This window comes from Bacillus salipaludis, from assembly GCF_030938565.1.
GTDB classification, from domain to species: Bacteria; Bacillota; Bacilli; order Bacillales; family Cytobacillaceae; genus Neobacillus; species Neobacillus salipaludis_A.
The window spans coordinates 4,249,189-4,267,861 of the sequence record NZ_JAVGVR010000001.1 but is presented as its reverse complement, the minus strand read 5'-3'; the positions used below and the strand labels follow the sequence as shown (position 1 = coordinate 4,267,861).

The following is an 18,673-nucleotide window of genomic DNA, read 5'->3' as shown; positions in this document are numbered from 1 at the left end:
GAACTCCCGATCAGGAGTCTATTTCATGTAGCGTTTACTATTATATTACGCTTTTTAAACTACCAATATCTACTTATTTAAAAAAGAGGAAAGGAAACTAAGGGTTGTTAGTCCATTTTATTTAAGGGTTTCCAAGACAGTCCTCTTCAGCGTTCTAAACTAAATTTTTTTAAAAACAAGTGTAAACTCATCACCCCCCCATGTGTTGCCAAAGCACCCCTAATAAGTGCTTTTGAAAAAATCTAATTGGAAATCTCCCAGTTCCTTTTATCCAATATCCGTTCAACCCAAAAGCTCTAGCTCTAGACTTTTAATAAATAATTATTATTTAGGGTAGAGGGAAATGCACTCCTACCCTAAATGCTTTTTTCCTTTACAAAGATACTGTGAAAGTATCAAGGCGGAAAGGATTTTATATAACTAGAAGGCGAACAGAATAATAAATATAAGTAAATAAAAAACAAATTTTGAAAGTTTGAATAACGCTATCTTAATTAATGAATCACTTTCGGCAAGCTGGCAATAAGGACTAGCAACTGCTCTTCAGTGTTTGTCCTCGGGTGTGTCCTCGTCGTTATTAAAAATTATTTAAATGTATTTCAGGTGAAATTTTAAAAATGGTTGATATGCTGAAGTTTTCCACATTTTGACCACAAAACATATAGAATGGTTAAGAATTCCATTATAAAAAGGATTTAAAAAAAGCCTGGTTGACAGGCTTTTTAGGAAAAGTCTTTTTCCGTTTTTTTCATATTATATATATAAATTAAAGAACGTAAGGAATATGGTCTTAAATGTGGCCGCCGCGCACCTCAGTTCTCAAAACGTTAATTATCAACGTTTCAAGGCTCTCAACCGAATCGGTTGGGTTTTTTTGGGGGTCAAAAAAGCGCTTGTGACCATATTTTGACCATATGAATTTTTTTGACCTTGTATTAGACAGTAAACAAAAAGAATCTAATTAGATAAAATGCGGGTACAGGATATTTAATAAAGGGTGAACAATGTTTCAATATATCATTAGTTGTTTTCTAATTTTATAGAAAGTATTTACATCCTATTAGCCGTTTTTGTTCAATATGGCCTTGAAATGATCTGCAAAAATCGGGCGCTATACTGGAACAAGGATAAGCCTTATTTTTCATTTTACGGCTATTATATTGAATATGTAGATGCATAAAAATTCTACTTTTTATCGTCTGACAAGCTTCTTTAGAAGCCGAAAAACTTGATATATCAACGAAGTATAAAATCATGCATAGTCGATAAACGGCAATCCCTTATGTATGGGATTGCTGTTTTTGCTAACTTCATATTTACGATTAACTGATAATGAATAAGATACGCAGTTAGTATTTTTCTTTTACCTTTATCGTAAGATATCACAGGTCTAAAGATTTATAAAAAAATTTCCAATTTAGGAAATTATTACCTTAAAATCACGAAATAAATAAATTAAACTAAAAGCTACATAAGAAGAGGTTCATTGTGCATTGCTTACCGATTCCACCCACCACAAACCATATTTATCCAGTGGTGACAGCGTAGCGTACCTAACTAATGTAAGAGTTTCGCATATTTATAAAATAATGTTAATCAGAGTGTCAAAAAATATTTTTTTGACACCCCACCAACGGGTAAAACCGTTGATATATCAATATTTATAGAGGGAGTTGATTTAATGACATTATCTCAAGGATTTTGACAATACTTCTTTGGACGGGGACCACGATATCGTATGCTTTTATCATTAAACCAAATAAGTTTTATAAGTATCCACCATAGTAAATGCATGTAGCTTATCTAAATATCGTTATATTTTTATTGGTTAAATTAATATTTTTATAGAGGAGATTTTCATTTTGAATAATAAAATAAAAAGTATACTGATTATTTTATTGAGCTTTTCAATTGTTTTCGGCGGAATTGGGCAAACAGTGGTGGCAAAGGGTATTAAGGATGCTAATCAAGGACAACAAATGAATTCTAGTAAGGAAAATGTAAAACAGTGGTTAAGTGAATATGAATTCTATGAGGACACCAGAATTGCAAAAATTTATGATCAGATGGCAATAAATGAATTAAAGCGTTTCGCGACAGTCATAAAAGAAACTAATGCTAATTTTGATTCTAAACGGATAGCGGAAATTGATGAAACCGGAGAATTTAAACAAAAAGATATTAATGATGTACTTCAACAATTGATTAACCAATATGAACAAGCCGTTCAAGAGGAGTACATACAAGAGGTGGTTCTTAAAAGTGATCTGCTCTTGAAAATCAAACATAAGTTAACCATATGTCTATGGGGTTATTTATCAGAAAACGATTTTAATGAACCAACTGAAGTTTTACTTGCAGATATACTCTTTAATTTTTATTTATCGGATAAAATTGTCAATAAAAATGCAATCGGTATCTTAAAGGATATCTCCGATCAAGCAGATTACAAAGAAAATCGGGTAAAAGCTCATTTGAATAACGCGGTGAAAATGTCTGAAAAAGGTAATGAGTTTCTAGAAAAAGATCTAGCTATCCCTGCCTCAAAATCCTATCAAAATGCATATAAACAAGTGTTATTCGGACTTGAAAAAGCTGGCTACTCATTTAATAAAGAGTTCTTTGAATCTACCTCAGACACTGATGGTGACACTATAACAGAGGGAATAGAATTCCTGGAGGGACTGAATCCATATAAAAAGGATACAGATGGTGATGGATTGCAGGACAATATTGAATATGAGGTTAAATCATTAATTTCTCCGACAAAATATGATACAGATGGTAATGGCATAAGTGACGCCGATGAAGATAGCGATGAAGACGGCCTGAGTAATAAAGACGAGCAAGCTTATCAAACAAATTTGATTAAGGGAGATTCAGACCAAGATAGTTTAACTGACGGATTTGAAGTACATCAGTTTAAAACATTACCTAATAAGGTTGATACAGATGGCGATGGGTTAAGTGATGGAGATGAATATGCTTTAAAGACAAATCCGAATGCTGCAGACAGCGACAATGACGGAATTGAGGATTCACAACAACTCTATAAACAATCGATTCGTCAATCATTGACTCAGCCTGATCAAGCAGAAATTAAAAGCGTAGAAGTTGAGTTTAGTGCAAAGGATAATATCAATCAAACAACTAGAATTAGCAGCACAAACAACGTTAAAACAACTAATTTACACGGTATGATTGGTTCTCCTGTAAGCATCACTACGAAATCAGCATTTGAGAAAGCAAGCATTACATTTACGTATGATAAAGTGAAGCTAGGAGACACAGCGGAAAATGATTTAGGCATCATTTGGTACAATGAAGAGAAGGAAATGTATGAAGGCCTTAACGCGGAATTGAATGCAAGTAAGAATACAATAAGTGTGAAAACGACTCGCTTTGGCGAATTTCTGATTGTTGATAAGAAAAAATGGCTGGAGCTTTGGAGTAGGGAAATAGATTACTCGGGGGCGAAGGGAAAGAACGATCAAGCTGCAAGCAGCAATAAGTTGAATGACATTGTCCCTAGCGACGAATCAGGTGATGGAGGGATCGATACAACAGATTCCGATGGTGATGGCTTATACGATATCTATGAAATAAAAGGAATGAAGACACCATACGGAATCATCTACTCAGATCCTAACAAGAAAGATAGTGACGGAGATGGATTAACCGATGGCGAAGAAATGGGTCCATTCCAATCATTCACGGTAACTATTTTTGGAGTTCCTATTCACTTTGAAGGTTTCTTTCCAAAGAGTTTTCCTGACCGAAAAGATAGTGACGGAGATGGAAAGCCTGATAAGGAGGATTTGAAACCGTTGTACTCTGATTTATCCAATACGGTCATTTTTCAATCAGACCGACCAGAAGGCCATGATGAAAATGGAAATGTCGCGAATGATATGAAAACAAATGATTATACTGAAGATGAAATCAAAGACATTAGCTGGATGTTCAGACTCCAATTACTGGAATCTTATTTCCCAAGTATCCTCTTTAATGAGTTCGAAGATATGTCAACAAGTTTGTTTGCCATGGGAGATATGGAAGATGTGATTGTAGATATGATTAATCATTTCAGGGATGGAACTGGTAAAGAATACAGAAACAAGACGTTAACGAAAGAAGCGAGTGAGCATGAAACAACGAAAGCCTATGTTGAATTTGTCAAAAAGGCCTTAGTCGATGAGCTGAAGAAAAATGGAGGAAATTTGGCAGCACTTAAGTTTGATCAAAGTACAAAGGATATAAATGCATTTTATAATTTTATCCAGAGAAATGCTAGTTATCCGACGTTTAGCACATGGAGTGACCGAGTAGGTGGACTGACCATTACGGTAAATGATACGTGGGGGAATACTGTATCCGTAAAAGATTTTCTATTAGAACGGAATCACTTTAAAGGAGTCATGCGTGTTCGTTTATATGATCATTTTGGGTTGGATCAGCCAGATGTTGAGAAGGTGTATAAGAACTTAGCAGGATTCCGTTCCTGGTTTGTCCTACAGCACTTTGATGAATATGATGGGAAATATAAGCCTTTTGTGTCTGTAATGGAAATGGATATACCATTTGAGGGAGAATTATGATTAAAGTTAATGTGAAAATTATCGTTTTGATGATTTGTACACTCTTTATTCCATTAAGCTTAATTGGATGTACAAAGAATGAGGAATCAAGCGGGGAAACAAAGATTTTCGAAATTGCCAATACAGAAGAGGTCGTTGGTCAAAAGGGTGAAGAAGTGGAGACTCTTAGAAAGCATTTTATGATTCTAAATCCACCAAAAGATTTAATAGAGTTGAAAGAATTAGTTGAAAAATACAGTAAGAATCATCCAGTTGAAGATGAGATGAAAAGAATCAAAGGAAAAAACAGGATTTTCGATCTGTCCTTTTATCGGGAAAGTGAGGATTTGCCAAGAGATTGGCAGCCTGATGAAAGGTACATGGACACAGATAGGCTGGAACATCATAAGAATGATCTAATTGCCTATACCATTTGGTCAGATGCTGAACCACAAAAGGAATACACTGTTTATGATAAAAGTAAGGAAGGAAAGGTCATGAAGCAGATGCATTTTATTGAGGATCAGCTTGTTGAGTGATACACTATCGATACAAAATAAGGAAATGGAAATTGTTAGAAACTAAAACAGGGACACTACATGATAGACTAGGGATCAATGTGAATATTTTCCATAGTGGTCCTCATTACTCGAATCGTTTCCATACCCAATTAAAACTTTAATATTCAAAGCTGGAAGCTATGAATACTAAGACTCGTAAAGCAAAGGAAGTTCCACTGTCCACTAAGACAATGAAACTCTTAAAGGAATACATGAACGAGTCAGACGACTTTGGAGAAGACCTGCTATTCCTTACCTACGATGGTAGAGAAATGCTCTCTAATACTTGGAGAACTAGACTTCATGAAGTTGCAGAGCTGTCTGAAGTTAAGAAATCTGTTCGTCCATATTTTAAGACACACAGGAGCATTACTTTACATTACAAATGGAGGAGAACCCTTCAGCTTACAAAAAATATTAGGTCACACAGACATGTCATTGACTAGGAAATATGTAAACATGACTAACATGGACGTTAAGAGACAACATAATTCATTTAGTCCTTTAAGAAATGTTTTCCGTTAAGCTTTCCCTTTATGGAGAGCTTTTTTTTATGAGTCATTAGAAGAAATTAAAGAAGAAATAAGTGAATATATTGAAGAAATATTGCTTGGTACAAATTAGAGTTCTTCTCTAACAAACTGAGGCTTTTGTTATAGATGATGGTCGATACGGCGGTCTTTTTCTTGTTGAGCTAACTGGCAATTTAGTGGAATAGCATTGTATTATTTGTATCAGGGGGTTGATAATAATGCCTGTTCATGAATTTGGAATCATTGATGATATTGAAATAGTGAAAAGAAATATTGGTTATGAACCCAAAAATATAATTGTATTTCTGTTGATGATGAAATTATTATTCACTTAAATGAGCATTTATCTATTATGAGAACCTACTTTCATTCGCTTGAACGTCCAGAGTTTGGGTTAGCTTTCTGGGGAATTACATTTATTCCACCTGAATCTTTATCAATGTTTTATGATGTGATTACATATTCAACGATATAGAAAAATTCTGCTGAACTTAATCAGTTAGCTTCTAAAATAATAAAGGCTAAAGAGGAAAATAAATATATTATTTACAAGCGATTTCCCAAACCTTGACACACTGATTTTTACTAAAGATTTTACTCGAAAATGGTGGATAAGAAAAAAGTTAATGGTATTCACGGAACTCTTTATCTTGAGGATATTGCAAAGGAAATTTTTCCAAATAGAAGAGAAACAGACTCTAGGAAGTTTTAATTGCTGAAAAAATATTATTCAGCTAACGGGTGATAGGATGAAACAAGGTGTTGCTGCGGCAACATCTTGTTGCTTGTTGAGCTTAACGGGGTAGTTTATTGTAATAAGTTTTGGGGATATTTTTGAAAAAAATTTTAAATAAGCAATTTTATAGTTCTTTATTGATAGTCATTTTATTATTTAGTGTTTTGTTTTGGAATCACTATTCTTGGTGGATAGCATTGTTTAATTCTATAGCTATTGTTCTAGTTGGAGTCATACTATACAAACCTGTACAGAAAATAAATCGTAATCGTAGGCGATATTTTCCGAGGTGGGTGCAATCACTAGTATTCTTTCTTTTTCTTCTAATTATGTTCAATTTTAGAAGCTACTTCTCCAACATAGCAGTACTTTGGTTTTGTGTTTTTGTATCGTTATTAGTAAATCTAATTTTTCCTGAATTACCTGAAAAATGAGGGGGGAAGGGTAGTTATTAAAAGAGATTTCTTGTTCTCAAGAGTCGAAGAACAGGGCTGTCACTTTCGGCAGCTTTTCTTATTGAAGTAACGGTCAGTTTGATGAAGAAGGTTAATTAAAACAAGCAGAGAATTATTATGTATATAAATACACAGGGATGAATGTAACGATGAAAAAGAATAGGACATATACACCTAAAGCGTTTGAAGAAAAACCGACCAGGGGAGAAAAAACTCGTTAGTCTATTTATATTTTGCTTTCCAGCTGTTTAAGAGTTGGTAGTGCAATCCCGTTACTTTTCTCTTTAACAGTAATAGGACTTGTGTTTTAGCTACTATAAAAGGATGTTGAAGGGGAGATTGTGAAATGTTGTACTTAAACTATCGGGTGCAAGAGTTAAAGAATGGGATGGCTGCGGCGATCCCATTTTCTTATGTGCGCCCGGCATGGGCGATAACTTGGTGGTGAAAGTCCACTACAGGCTTGGCAGTAGGAACTGTTAGCCAATAGCAAGGGTGTCCACCGTGAGGTGGAATCTGAAGGAAGCTGGAGGCAAATTCTCGAACTGACGAACAGAAACTATATACAAGGCTGAATTGGGGAGGACGAATCTGCATAGCAAGATAAAGTCCAATACTGCCCGACCCCCATACAGTAAATATAGCAGTTACATGAGAAGAAGGTTATCGCTCTTACCCGGGGAGGTCTCACGAACGAGCGAACTCGCTCGGTTGAAAAAAGATTTATCGTGAGAAGTCAGCAGAGGTCATAGTAGTTTCCAGTGGAAATGAAGGACTGAACAATCTTAAATCTTGGAAAACAAGGAGGTGTAGGCACCCCGCCTAATCGCAGAAAACATCGCGGTATAGACCAAAAGATGGCTACCTATGAAGAAATAGGTTGGAAACCGAAGGTTACATAGGAGTGCGTAGGGATGCCAACATGGGTATGAAAGAACAAGATGGTATCAATTTAATCAATAAAGTTATCGCAAACGAGAATCTTTGGAACGCTTATGAAAAAGTGAAAAGTAACAAAGGAGCCCCCGGGGTTGATGGGATTACCGTATATCAATTGAAATCACATATGGAAAAATACTTACAACCTCTTAAACAGAAACTTATGGAGGGAACTTACCAGCCCCAACCTGTCAAAAGGGTTGCGATTCCAAAACCGGACGGTTCCAAAAGATATCTAGGAATACCATGTGTATTGGATAGAGTGGTACAACAAGCCATTCTCCAAGTAATTGAACCAATCATAGATCCATACTTCTCTGAGAATAGCTTTGGTTTTCGTAAAGGCAAGAATGCCCACCAGGCAATCAAACTTGCCGAACGGTATTATCAAGAAGGATACAGAGTAGTGGTGGACTGTGACTTGAAAAGTTATTTTGACACAATTCATCACCAAAGAGTTAGAGCTTATTTAGAGGAGTTCATTTCGGATAAAATTGTCCTTAAACTGATTTGGAAATTTCTTCGTTCAGGCATTCTTGACAAAGATATTTATATCGAAACCACAGAGGGAGCACCGCAAGGTGGTCCGTTATCCCCGATTCTAGCAAATGTCTATTTGAACAATCTGGATAGAGAACTAGAAAAGAGAGGGCACCGTTTTATTAGATATGCGGATGACTTCGTCATCTATGTCAAAAGTAAACGTGCAGGCGTAAGGGTAATGGACAGCGTTGCAAGCTACATCGAGAAAGACCTCGGACTAGTTATAAACCAAAAGAAAAGTACAGTGTGTGGTGCAACTTCGGCTACATTCCTTGGGTTCAATATACATAACCTCATGGGAAAGTTGGTTGCCGACCAAGTGAGTCGGCAAAACAACGATTTAAAAATAAACTAAGGAAAATAACCGGTCGAAAATGCCCGGGTGAGTTCAAAGAAATCGTAACGAAAATAAACCAAGTAACCATAGGGTGGATTAACTGCTACGGGATATCCCGAATGAAGAAATTCATTGTAAAAACTCAAAAATGGTTAAATCACCGACTCAGACAACTCATCTGGAAGAGATGGAAAAAGCTAAGGACAAAGTACAGGATGCTTCGTAAATATGGAATTAATCATGATGATGCCATGAAATTAGCAAACTCCCGTAAGGGATACTGGCGGATATCTAAAAGTGAGATTCTGCATCAAGCGATAACAAAAGAAAAACTCACAAAATGGGGATTAAAAGATACATCCCAACTTTATGAGTTACGATACTTAAAAGATTGAACCGCCGTATACGGAACCGTACGTACGGTGGTGTGAGAGGTCGGGGATTAAATTTCCCCTCCTACTCTATTGTGCTAACGGGGCAGCATTCCTGTAATGAGTGAAAATGAGGTTTGAACCAAAAAATAACCTCTTGGTAGAATGAGAGTGTCCTGAAGCTGGCCAGCGAAAAGGACAATACTCAAATACCAGGAGGCTTTAAAATGAATTATAACCAAAATAAGAAGATTGCTCAAATTACTTCTCAAACACTTATTATAGGAGTCGACATCGCTAAATTCAAGCATGTGGCACGTGCCCAGGACTTTAGAGGAATGGAGTTCGGGTCACCTTGTTATTTTGAAAACACAAAAGAGGGATTCTATCATTTTCTTAAGTGGATTTGGGAAATAAAGAAAGAACAAAGCCTGGATAAAGTTGTGGTTGGGATGGAACCGACAGGGCATTATTGGTTCAACCTGGCACATATTCTAAAGGAAAATGAGATTAAGTTTGTAGTAGTCAATCCATTGCACGTAAAGAAAAGCAAGGAACTCGATGATAATTCACCAACTAAAAATGATGTAAAAGACGCTAAAGTCATAGCCCAGTTGGTCAAAGACGGAAGATACGCCGAACCTACAATACCACAAGGGGTTTATGCAGAACTCCGAGTGGCGAAAAAAATACGCGATCTTTTAACTGATGACCTCCAAACGGTCCAAGGGCAAGTCCATAACTGGATTGATCGGTACTTTCCAGAATTTCTTACAGTCTTTAAGTCGACACTTTTAAGGGAGATTCCTTTTATTTTAGAAACACCGGATGACGAGGGGATTAGTCATAAAGTGGAGATTGAGATGCTTAAGAGGAAATGGGGGTGAATTGCAAATTGTCGATATCCCTTTAAAAAGTGTTGATAATTCTAGTTTTGTGTCGATAATTCCCGCTAAAGAATGTTGATATCGGCTAATAATGTGTTGAATAGCCCCAGCGAGTAAAGGATTTCCGCCTCCGATTGTCGAAATCCTTAAAATATAAGGGGGATTTAATCGTGAAATACAACTGGAATCAATTAGAAGCCTACATAAATGAAAAAATGAAACAAGAACATATTGCCGGAGCCGCAGTTGGAATGATGAAAAATGATAGTATCATTTTTCAAAAAGGCTTCGGATACCGTGATCTAGAAGCACAATTACCGGTTACACCGGAAACTAATTTTGGAATTGCTTCCGTCACAAAGTCATTCACCGCAATGGCGATATTGGAAATGGAAGCGAAGGGATTGCTTTCAGTCGACGACCCGGTTCAAAAATTTCTTCCTGAGTTTAACCTTAAACAGGTAAAAGACATGGAAAGCATCAGCATCCATCACTTACTCTCCCATACAACCGGACTCCCACCGATTGAACGGAAAGAGTACCTAACTGAATTTAGCAAACACCTTTCCTATTTAGCAGAGTTAGAGATTAACATGTTGGGGAAACCAGGAGAATTTTTTAGTTATTGTAATGATATGTTTCTATTATTAGGTGCCATAATTGAAAAAATTTCCGGTAAACCGTACCATCAATATATGACAGAAACCTATCTGCAGACATTTCAAATGAATCGGTCTACCTATTATCTTGAAGAGCTTTTTCAAATGGAAAACGTATCGATCCCCTACGATTACAATCAAAAGGCAGGGCGATTAGAAAAGGTTGCATGGCCAACACTAGGAAACTATGAAGTTGGAGGAGGGATTCGTTCCAATGTAGTCGATTTGTTAAAATACGGTCATGTCTATTTAAATAACTCGTATACGAATAAAATGTGGAATCCTATACATAAAATTGGAAGAAATTCGTTTTATGGCTATGCCCTGAACGTAACTCCCAATTATGCAGAACAATATACCCTTGTCCAACATGGAGGCGGTCAACCGGGTGTGTCTTCAAATTTCGGCTTTATCCCAGAAGAAAATTTATTTGTAGTTGTATTAACAAATGTAGGCGGTGTCAGTGCTGGGAATCTATGGCTTGCAGCGGTTCATACTGCGTTAGGCCTTCCATTGGAAGAAAAGATAAGTGAAGAACCGGAATATGAAATGACTTTAGATGAAATGCGAAAGTTTCAAGGAATTTACTCCTCATTGGAAGGAGATCGGCTGAAGATCCAAATAGAGGGAATTCAAGCTTTTGCAGTTGTTGAAGAGCAGAAATATCATTTACGGGCAAGTGCTCCAGATACTTTGGTTATGATTCAAAATGAAAAGCTGCTTCGTTTCTTTTTCAATGAATTGAAGCAACCGTGGGCGGTTATGTATGGCTTGCGGATGTTGGTAAGAGAGAATGAATTTTAGAAGTAACTTCTGTTAATAAATGGATGTAGATGATATACTCAAAATGATATATGTGGTCTTAGTGACCGAACATGAAAAAAATCTGGTTCAACGGTCACCGAAGACCAATGTCGATGCCCGACAGAGTAAAAATCCGGTGTCCATGGTAACTGAAGAGCAATCTCGATGCCCGGAAGAGCAAAAATATGATGTCCGCGGTAACCGAAGACCAATGTCGATGCCCGACAGAGTAAAAATCCGGTGTCCATGGTAACCGAAGACCAATGTCGATGCCCGAAAGAAGCAAAATCCGGTGTCCATGGTAACCGAAGACCAATCTCGATGCTTGGAAGAGCAAAAATATGATGTCCGTGGTAACCGAAGACCAATCTCGATGCCCGGAAGAAGCAAAATCCGGTGTCCATGGTAACTGAAGAGCAATCTCGATGCCCAGAAGAAGAAAAAACGGTGTCCATGGTAACCGAAGACCAGCCTCAGTGCCCGACAAAGCACGAAATCCAGAGAATCGGTCACTGAGCCAGTGCAAACTATGCTTTATTAGAAATTCTTCTTTTAAAATCGCATACATTTTTAAATCCCTGTGCTTTTCTTTAATAAACATAGCTTTCTTCATGATGCCTTCAAAAGACATGCCTGCTTTTTCCATGACTCGAGCAGACCCAATGTTTTGAACATAACATCTTGCTTGGATCCGCACCAAATCCATTTCTTCAAAGCCATATTCAATTATTCTCTTTGCAGCCTCCGTGATGATGCCCTTTCCCCAATAATTTGGTGAAAGAACATAGCCAATTTCCGCTACCTTATGGTGCTGCTGCCAGGAAACAAAGTCAATCGATCCAATCATTTTTCCCGTTTCTATGTATTCAATTCCCCACGGCGCAATTTTCTTTTGCTCATACTGATTTAATGCAAAATCAACAAACACTTGTGAGTCTGCTAACGACCGGTGTGTATTCCATGTAACATATTTGGTTACCTCTTCAATGGAACCATAAGAAAAGATGTCGTCCAGATCTTCCTGCGTTACTTTTCTAAGAATGAGACGTTCTGTTTCTAAAACAGGTAACTCAAAATCCATAAAACCCACCTTCTTAATGTTAGTTATTTCCATTATATAGGAAACTTGTAAAATATAAAGTAAGGGGGAAGCGAAAATGGATGATAAAATTCAAATTTTAAAACAATGGCTGGAGGAATCGAATTATACCGTTATATTTTCAGGGGCAGGCATGTCCACGGAGAGCGGACTACCTGATTTTCACTCCGCTTCATCCGGTTTATGGAAGGATCAAAATCCTATGAGATTAGTCAGTACTGATGCGATTCAAAATAATCGCTATGAGTTTATTGAATTTTATCAAAATCGGATTGAATATATTGATAAATATAAGCCCAATATCGGGCATGATGTTCTGGTTCAATGGGAACAGGAAGGGAAACTTAACGCGATTATTACCCAAAATGTGGATGGATTTCATCAGTCAGCAGGCAGTAAAAATGTTGTAGAATTACATGGCAGCTTAAGAACCTGTCATTGTTCAGAGTGCCGAGATATTTTTCCAATTGCGAGATTTATGGAGCAAAATTTATCCTGTGAATGTGGTGGATTCATCCGCCCATCTATTGTCCTGTTTGGCGAAAGGTTGCCAGAAGCATCTTTATTACAAGCAGCACGGGAAACAAAGAAAGCGGAGCTGTTTATTGTTCTCGGTTCCTCCTTAAATGTCTCACCGGCAAACTTTTTTCCACAAGAAGCAAAAGAGAATGAGGCAAAACTCGTCATTATCAATATGGAGCCAACGGGAATGGATGATGTAGCTGATTTGATGATTCATCACCGGAAAATTGGCGAGGTATTAAAGGAATTAACCTAATAGATTTTTGCAAATAGGCGAAACCACCTTTCTCATAGAAATCTATTATGGTTATACTATATATTCAGGTAAAATGCAAAATGGAAGATTGGGGGTCTTATAGATGCAATTGTCAAACGAACAAACGAGTTTTATAGTAGACAATTCGAAAATAAGCTATCAAAGATGTTCTGAGGTAGAGGATCATTTTATACACCAAGCTTTTCAAGATGGTTTTTCGGATTATATAATAAAAATGGAAAATTCAGAGCCGGATTTTATCCAGCGCTTTTTTGGTCCTGAAGGCAATGCAAGAGAGACTTCCTTCATCGCTTTTTTTGAACAACAGCCTGTTGGAGTAATATTGGGCGGCATTAAAAATTATGAAACGATTAAAACGATGAGATGTGGAACATTAGCACTTCACCCTGATTTTAGGGGTCATGGCATCAGCCAACAGCTATTTGAACTTCATAAAGAAGAGGCGGTTAAACAAGGCTGTAAGCAGCTTTTTCTTGAAGTAATCGTTGGGAATGACCGAGCGATTCATTTTTATAAAAAATTAGGCTACGAAAAAATCTATGATATTGTTTATTACTCAAATCAGAATTTATCGGGGCTAAAAATGGCAGAAACAAAATCAGAAGCCATCATAAGAAGTTTGGATTTTAATGATTTTCAAACACATATTCAAAAATGGACCTACCATATTAACTGGCAGAATGATATCGATTTCTTAGAAAAATTGACCCATAACCATTATTTTGCGGCCTATTTAAACGAAGAATTAGTTGGATGTCTATCCATCAATTCGAACGGCGGGATAAGTTTTTTAATGGTGGATAAAAATGTAAGAGGTCAGGGTATTGCAACACAGCTTTTGCAAACCGCCTGTAAAAATCTCCAATTATCTAAAATGACTACTGGGTTTTCAAACAATAGTTTACTTGAAGGTTTTTATAAAAAGCATGGTTTTCAAAAAGGAAACCTAGCACAATATGAAATGTATCTGATCCTTTAATAGGGAAAAGCATTGGTTTTCAAGCAACCAATGCTTTTTTCTTTAGGTAAATAAATATTGTATCATTTCCCCATACTTTATAAATCCTAGCTTCTCGTAAAGCCGCAGCCCGGCTGGTGTTGCATGGAGAATCGCTGTATGATATCCATCATGTTTCGCTTTGAAGAGTAACGCTGTCATAATATCCATACCGATGCCTTTTCCTTGGAAGTCCAGTAAGGTGGCTACATTGTAGATTCCTGCTAATCCATTACAGTAATAAAGCGTTGCAGTCGAAACTACTGTGTCATCTACATAACCAACAAAATTGACGATATTGGGATCTTCTTTATGGATTAATTCACCAATCGGCTCAAGAAATTGCTTTGGAATACCGAATGAAGTGCAGGCACATTGAGAGAAATTTACTGCATCTCTTTTCATACCGATTGTTTGTATCGTTAGTTCAGGAAGAGGTTGTGTGAGTGGTTGAAAGGAGTCCAAGTTGATTGCCATCAAGATTGTACCAGGAATTTGCTGGGCACCATTTTCGAGCAATACTGACCCGATTTCATCTGGTTCATCATGGTCCCAGATGCGCCAAAGAAAAGGGATCTGTTGACTCTTGTAATCGTTTATAATTGAATCTACATATCCATGAACATCCTGATCAACCTTTGTTTTTAAAATATTGTTAAATAAGGGGTGTTTAATTGGCGATTTAATTCGAAAACAATTTTCGTCTTCGATTACTTGAAGTGATTCGGATAAACCTCCCCAGGTATGCATAAGTCCAATCATATTATCTTGTGTTGCTTTAATTACTTCAGGAACGGTTAAATTATTCAAGGAAAAATTCATACACATACCCCCTTTTTTCTCATCCTATGGATATGTTTCATGTCCATCTTTAGAACCAACTGAAAAAAAAGTATTTGGAAAATATGAAATTTTAGTAGATAATATTATATATAAAATATTATATATAGGAGTGATGATTATGATGAATTTTTTTGAAGAAGCAAAAAGATATGAAGAACAAATTATTAAGGATCGCCGGCATTTACACCAATATCCTGAACTCGGATTTGATCTTCCAAACACTCAAAAATATATTCGTGAACGGTTGAACGAAATGGGGATTGAAAATAAACCATGCGGTGTGGTACCAGCAGATATTACTAAAAAATATGCGAAAGCAGGATTTGGTGAACAGTTCCAATGTACAGGTGTAGTTGCGACAATTGGTAAAGGGGAACCATGTATTCTCCTCCGTGCAGATATGGATGCCTTGCCGATTGAGGAAGAATTTGAATCTGAATTTAAATCTAAAATTCCTGGTAAAATGCATGCTTGCGGCCATGATTCCCATACAGCTATGCTGTTAGGCGCTGCACAACTATTGAAAGATCATGAAGATGAATTGCAAGGAACAGTTAAATTAATGTTTCAACCCGGTGAGGAGTGGGGTTATGGGTCTAAGTTAATGATTGAAGATGGACTCTTGGAAGATCCAAAAGTTGATGCAGCTTTTGCTATTCACATCATGCCTGACCAGGAAGCCGGCACATTATCTGTCCATAAAGGAACCATATCACAAGCAATGGATACCTATATTATTGAGGTTCAAGGTAATGGTGGTCACAGTTCACAACCACATAAAACCATTGATGCCAATATGATCATGAATCAATTGTATACAAGTTTAAATTTATTATTCACGCGCGAAGTGGACCCAAGTTCAAGTGTTACTTTTTCGATCGGTGCGATGAGCGGAGGAACCGTTACGAATGTTATCCCGGACAAGGCTGTTTTACAAGGGAATATGCGCAGCTATGACCAACAGTCAAGAGATCATTTATGCGGCCGAATTCCAGAGATGATAGACCATGTTGTTAAAGCATGGCGAGGTAATTATACTATCGTTGATTTCCATACACCTACGACCTATAATGATCCAAATTTTGTAGATGAAATTATGCCGGCATTAGAAGAAATTGTCGGGGTGGATTATGTAACGGATTTAGGAACATTGGGAGGATCAGAAGATTTTTCACATATTTCCCAGGCAGTTCCTTCCGCATTTGTTGTTTTAGGTACGGGTAAAGAGGGAGAAGCACCTGTTCACAATCCGCGCATGCATCAAAAGGAAGAGATATTCAAATATGGTGCCGCATTACATGCAAATGTTGCAATGGAATGGTTGAAAGCGCAGCGTAAATAGAATTGGCTTTATTCGTATTTTAACATCACAATTTTCTTAAATGACGTCCTGAGTTAGATTGGGGCGTCATTTGTTATTTTTGAAACATTTCCTTAAAAAACAGAAGATTGACACTAATAAAAATGCCCGATACAATATTTTTATATATTAGAAGATTGGGGCTAAGACATGCTTAAAACTGAGATAAACACCGTTGCAACCTTATGTCAGCTTCATACAGACCTATCAGATGAAGAGATCCGAAAGATTCAAGAAGTGGTTCAAAACCTCCAGTTAATTGCGGACCTGAATCAAGCAAATGTATTTATCGACTGTCAAACGCGGGAAAAAAAGCATGCGATTGTCGTGGCTGAGGCGGCACCTTCGACGGCTAAATCGGTCTATAAAAATCCGGTTGTCGGTAAATTTGCTTATGAAACGTTTGAACCCGCTGTTTTTTATGCCTTTCGAACAGGAAAGCCGCTTTTTCTAAATCATGCCTTTACACAAGAAGGTAAAAAAGTCGAACAAAGTGTGGTTCCTATTATAGGTGTACATAACCGGGTTATTGGCACGTTGATTATGGAGAAGGACAATAGCGATAAGCTTCAAAATCAAAATAAACTGAAAGCGCTAACAGAAGCAAATGAGACACTCAGTGAACTATTATTGGGAATGGCCGAAAACCGACCGTTTATTCCGGAAGTCATTGAGGAGTCTTTATTCATAATTGACCAAGATTTACGGATTCAATATTCGAATCCTGCGGCGATGAACCTTGTGTTAGAAATGTGTTCGATGGAGTGTAAGAGCGGAAATTTTTTTACCACTTTTTTTCCAAACTTAGAAGAAATCTGCCTGCGTTCAGATGAACTTGTGATTCAAGAAGTGACGATTCAGAATAAAGTCTTTCAAATGAAAAAAATTGCGCTCGTGCAAAATGAACAAAACAGCGGCTCCTTCATTATTTTTCGCGATTTAACAGAGCTGCGTGAAAAGGAGCGCGAGCTTACCGTTAAAACGGTGGCGATCCGTGAAATTCACCATCGCGTGAAAAATAACCTGCAAACAGTCGCAAGTCTACTGCGCTTGCAGATGAGAAGGGGAATTCCTGAGGAGAGCAAGGTGCACTTCGTTGAAAGCCTCAACAGAATTTTAAGTATTGCTTCTGTGTATGAAATCATTTTATCTAACTCGCAAAACCAGGACGATGTGGAGATTGTCAGTTTAATAGAGAAAATCGGCAATATGCTGGTCTTTAGTGATGATCATGAAGGAAAAACGATTACGATTGATTATTCAGGACCGAAGCTTTATATCAAATCAAACCTAGCAGTTTCGGTTGCCCTTGTCATCAATGAATTGATCCAAAATTGTGTGAAGCATGCTTTTACGGAGAGGAATGAAGGCCAAATTCATGTGGTCATCGAGGAAGAGGCTTCAGCCATAATGGTTCTGGTAAAAGATAATGGAATTGGCTATACCTCTACCATGAAACCATCTTTAGGGCTTGATATTGTCAAGATGATGATTGAACATGATTTGTCGGGACATTTTAGGATCGAGGGAACGAGTGAAGGCACAGTTGCGACCGTCGAATTTCCCTTTACGAGGGAGGTTTAAGGAATGAAAAAGCGAATTATGGTAGTAGAAGATGAATCCATCGTCCGTTTGGATGTTTCGCTAATGTTAAAGGATGCCGGCTATGATGTTGTTGCCGAAGCGGCTGATGGAGAAAAGGCCATTGAATTAGCTTATTCACTAAAGCCCGACTTAATCATCATGGATATTAAGATGCCAAAGTTGAATGGTTTGAAGGCGAGCGAGATTATTTCGAATAAATTCAATATCCCGATTTTGCTGTTAACGGCCTATAGTCAAAAGGAATATATTGAGAAAGCGAAGAAGGCCAATATTTTAGGGTATTTGGTAAAACCAATCTCGGAGGCAAATCTGATTCCAGCGGTTGAAATTGCCTTGATGCAGGCTGAAAATGCAAACTTTTACAAAGAAAAAGTAGAAGAAATGAATCGAGAGCTGAAAAACCGCAAGCTGGTAGAAAAAGCAAAAGGAATTTTAATGAAACAATTGAATTTACCGGAAGAAACGGCTTACAATAGGATGAGAGACCTCAGCATGAAAAAACAGCTGCCAATGGAAAAAGTGGCAAAGTACATTATTTTGAAGTACCCAAGCTAGTTTACAAGTGAATA

Annotated in this window: 12 protein-coding genes and 4 pseudogenes; 14 read left to right on the top strand and 2 right to left on the bottom strand. The window is 37.2% G+C overall.

Features of this window, described 5'->3' with window-relative positions:
* The first annotated feature begins 1,862 nt into the window (after positions 1-1,862).
* The 9 genes and pseudogenes from RCG21_RS21200 (at position 1,863) to RCG21_RS21170 (ending at position 11,401) form a co-directional block, all read left to right on the top strand.
* Complete coding sequence (locus tag RCG21_RS21200; protein WP_308913737.1) at positions 1,863-4,598, top strand: DUF3289 family protein; 2,736 nt, start codon at positions 1,863-1,865, stop codon at positions 4,596-4,598.
* A complete protein-coding gene (locus RCG21_RS21195) occupies positions 4,595-5,116 on the top strand; it encodes a hypothetical protein (RefSeq protein ID WP_133340377.1) in 522 nt (173 codons plus the stop codon). The genes RCG21_RS21200 and RCG21_RS21195 overlap by 4 nt, the downstream gene beginning before the upstream one ends.
* A gap of 161 nt (positions 5,117-5,277) precedes the next feature.
* Positions 5,278-5,583: a tyrosine-type recombinase/integrase gene (locus tag RCG21_RS33595; protein ID WP_133340375.1), complete on the top strand. Its 306-nt coding sequence runs from the start codon at positions 5,278-5,280 to the stop codon at positions 5,581-5,583.
* 305 nt (positions 5,584-5,888) lie between these two features.
* Positions 5,889-6,241, top strand: a pseudogene (locus RCG21_RS21190) (short-chain dehydrogenase).
* Between the two features lie 30 nt (positions 6,242-6,271).
* Positions 6,272-6,382 (top strand): annotated as a pseudogene (locus RCG21_RS33775) (DUF8220 family protein); the annotation flags it as partial.
* A gap of 1,401 nt (positions 6,383-7,783) precedes the next feature.
* A complete protein-coding gene (gene ltrA, locus RCG21_RS21185; protein ID WP_308913736.1) occupies positions 7,784-8,698 on the top strand; it encodes a group II intron reverse transcriptase/maturase in 915 nt (304 codons plus the stop codon).
* Between the two features lie 5 nt (positions 8,699-8,703).
* Positions 8,704-9,075: a group II intron maturase-specific domain-containing protein gene (locus RCG21_RS21180; RefSeq protein WP_308914290.1), complete on the top strand. Its 372-nt coding sequence runs from the start codon at positions 8,704-8,706 to the stop codon at positions 9,073-9,075.
* Positions 9,076-9,278: 203 nt separating this feature from the next.
* A pseudogene (locus RCG21_RS21175) lies at positions 9,279-9,836 on the top strand (IS110 family transposase); the annotation flags it as partial.
* 272 nt (positions 9,837-10,108) lie between these two features.
* Positions 10,109-11,401, top strand: a complete 1,293-nt coding sequence (locus tag RCG21_RS21170; RefSeq protein WP_308913735.1) for a serine hydrolase domain-containing protein — start codon at positions 10,109-10,111, stop codon at positions 11,399-11,401.
* Positions 11,402-11,942: 541 nt separating this feature from the next.
* Here RCG21_RS21170 and RCG21_RS21165 read toward each other — a convergent pair.
* A pseudogene (locus tag RCG21_RS21165) lies at positions 11,943-12,515 on the bottom strand (GNAT family N-acetyltransferase); the annotation flags it as partial.
* 43 nt (positions 12,516-12,558) lie between these two features.
* Between RCG21_RS21165 and RCG21_RS21160 the strand changes: the two are divergent.
* Both RCG21_RS21160 and RCG21_RS21155 read left to right on the top strand, forming a co-directional pair.
* Entirely contained in the window at positions 12,559-13,278 is a 720-nt protein-coding gene (locus RCG21_RS21160) for an NAD-dependent deacylase (RefSeq protein WP_235824945.1), read from the top strand.
* A 103-nt stretch (positions 13,279-13,381) separates the two neighbouring features.
* On the top strand, positions 13,382-14,278 hold the full coding sequence (locus RCG21_RS21155; RefSeq protein ID WP_133339684.1) for a GNAT family N-acetyltransferase: 897 nt from the start codon (positions 13,382-13,384) through the stop codon (positions 14,276-14,278).
* Positions 14,279-14,320: 42 nt separating this feature from the next.
* Here the strand turns inward: RCG21_RS21155 and RCG21_RS21150 are convergent, their stop codons facing one another.
* Positions 14,321-15,118, bottom strand: a complete 798-nt coding sequence (locus RCG21_RS21150) for a GNAT family N-acetyltransferase (RefSeq protein ID WP_165976400.1) — start codon at positions 15,116-15,118, stop codon at positions 14,321-14,323.
* A 139-nt stretch (positions 15,119-15,257) separates the two neighbouring features.
* On the opposite strand from RCG21_RS21150, the gene RCG21_RS21145 reads away from it, so the two are divergent.
* From RCG21_RS21145 to RCG21_RS21135, 3 genes are all read left to right on the top strand, one after another.
* Positions 15,258-16,481: a M20 metallopeptidase family protein gene (locus tag RCG21_RS21145; protein WP_208025432.1), complete on the top strand. Its 1,224-nt coding sequence runs from the start codon at positions 15,258-15,260 to the stop codon at positions 16,479-16,481.
* A 168-nt stretch (positions 16,482-16,649) separates the two neighbouring features.
* Positions 16,650-18,083 carry a GAF domain-containing sensor histidine kinase gene (locus RCG21_RS21140; protein ID WP_133339688.1) on the top strand — a complete coding sequence of 478 codons (1,434 nt, stop codon included), beginning with the start codon at positions 16,650-16,652 and terminating at the stop codon, positions 18,081-18,083.
* Between the two features lie 3 nt (positions 18,084-18,086).
* Complete coding sequence (locus RCG21_RS21135; RefSeq protein ID WP_133339690.1) at positions 18,087-18,659, top strand: ANTAR domain-containing response regulator; 573 nt, start codon at positions 18,087-18,089, stop codon at positions 18,657-18,659.
* Positions 18,660-18,673: the final 14 nt, after the last annotated feature.